At 37.1% G+C, this 1,619-nt stretch carries 1 protein-coding gene; it reads left to right on the plus strand.

The window, feature by feature from the left end; all coding sequences use genetic code 11:
• Positions 1-286 precede the first annotated feature (286 nt).
• Positions 287-1,492, plus strand: a complete 1,206-nt coding sequence (locus tag B5D16_RS12265; protein WP_078767256.1) for an IS110 family RNA-guided transposase — start codon at positions 287-289, stop codon at positions 1,490-1,492.
• Positions 1,493-1,619: the final 127 nt, after the last annotated feature.

A 1,619-nucleotide genomic window follows, 5' to 3' on the forward strand; every position in this document is an offset into this window, starting at 1 on the left:
TTCTACTACAATGGTTTTATAGTTAATATTCTTAACATCTAGTTAAGATGTTATCTATCTTATTGCTTAAGCTGTATAATGATGGGAGCAATAGGTATATCGGCTTCCTTTCTTGGACCTCGCGTCCGTAAACTAGACTGATAACCAGCTCCTCATTAGCAGCGTTCGTTTTATGCAGGTTGTTTCACCATAGGGTGCATTCGTGTCACACCACAGTAGATTGAATAGGCAATGAGTAAAACTGGTGTATATCCATTGCACTATATTTTTAAGGAGTGACAAATATATGAACGCAGTAGGTATTGATGTTTCAAAAGGTAAGAGTACAGTTTCTATACTGAGACCATTTGGTGAAATAGTTTATTCTCCATTTGATATTAATCATTCTTCGAGTGATATCAATGCATTAATTCAACTTATCAACTCTGTTGAAGGAGAATCACGAATCGTTATGGAGTATACCGGGCGCTATTACGAGGTTCTTGCACATCAGCTTTCTGAGGCTAATCTCTTTGTCAGCGTTGTTAATCCAAAGCTCATTAAGGATTTCGATAATGATTCTCTCCGTAAGGTTAAGTCTGATAATGCTGATTCTGTCAAAATAGCTCGTTATGCTCTTGACAAATGGCATAAACTTCAACAGTATGGTGATATGGAAGAATTACGCAATCAGTTAAAAACCATGAATCGCCAATTCGGATTTTACATGAAACACAAAACTGCTATGAAGAATAATCTCATAGGCATTCTTGATCAGACTTACCCTGGTGTTAACACCTACTTTGATAGCCCTGCACGCAGCAACGGAAGCCAGAAATGGGTTGACTTCGCATCTACTTATTGGCATGTAGACTGTGTTCGAAAAATGTCTTTAAATGCCTTTATAGAGCATTATCAGAAATGGTGTAAACGTAGGAAGTACAACTTCAATAAAACAAAAGCTGAAGAAATCTACGAAAAAGCAAAGGAGCTTGTTCCGGTGCTTCCAAAAGATGACATCACTAAGATGATTATTAAACAAGCAGTTGACCAACTGAATAACACATCTGCTACAATTGAAAAGCTTAGATCTTTAATGGACGAAACAGCTTCTAAACTGCCTGAATACCCTGTTGTAATGCAAATGAAAGGTGTTGGTCCATCTCTCGGTCCACAACTTATAGCAGAAATCGGAGATATAACACGTTTTCATAAGAAAAGCGCTCTTACAGCATTTGCAGGTATAGACCCAGGAGTAAACGAATCCGGATCTTATGAGCAGAAAAGTGTTCCAACTACCAAAAGAGGTTCTGCTGATCTTCGAAAGACTCTGTTTCAGATAATGGATGTACTTATAAAAACAGCTCCGATAGACGATCCGGTATATCAATTTCTTGATAAGAAAAGATCTCAAGGTAAACCGTACTATGTCTATATGACTGCTGGAGCAAATAAGTTTTTACGAGTCTACTATGGACGAGTTACCGAATATCTATCGACTCTTTCAGATTAATCATAACTAATAAATGATCCTGATCAGACCGGCACTGATGTGGTGGTCTTCTTTTAATGCCTTTTCCCAACCTATATTTAATTTTCAATTTTTATAAATTTAGCCTTGACTTTTTATTTGCAGGCTA

It is taken from the genome of Eubacterium uniforme (assembly GCF_900167115.1).
GTDB lineage: Bacteria > Bacillota > Clostridia > Lachnospirales > Lachnospiraceae > Eubacterium_S > Eubacterium_S uniforme.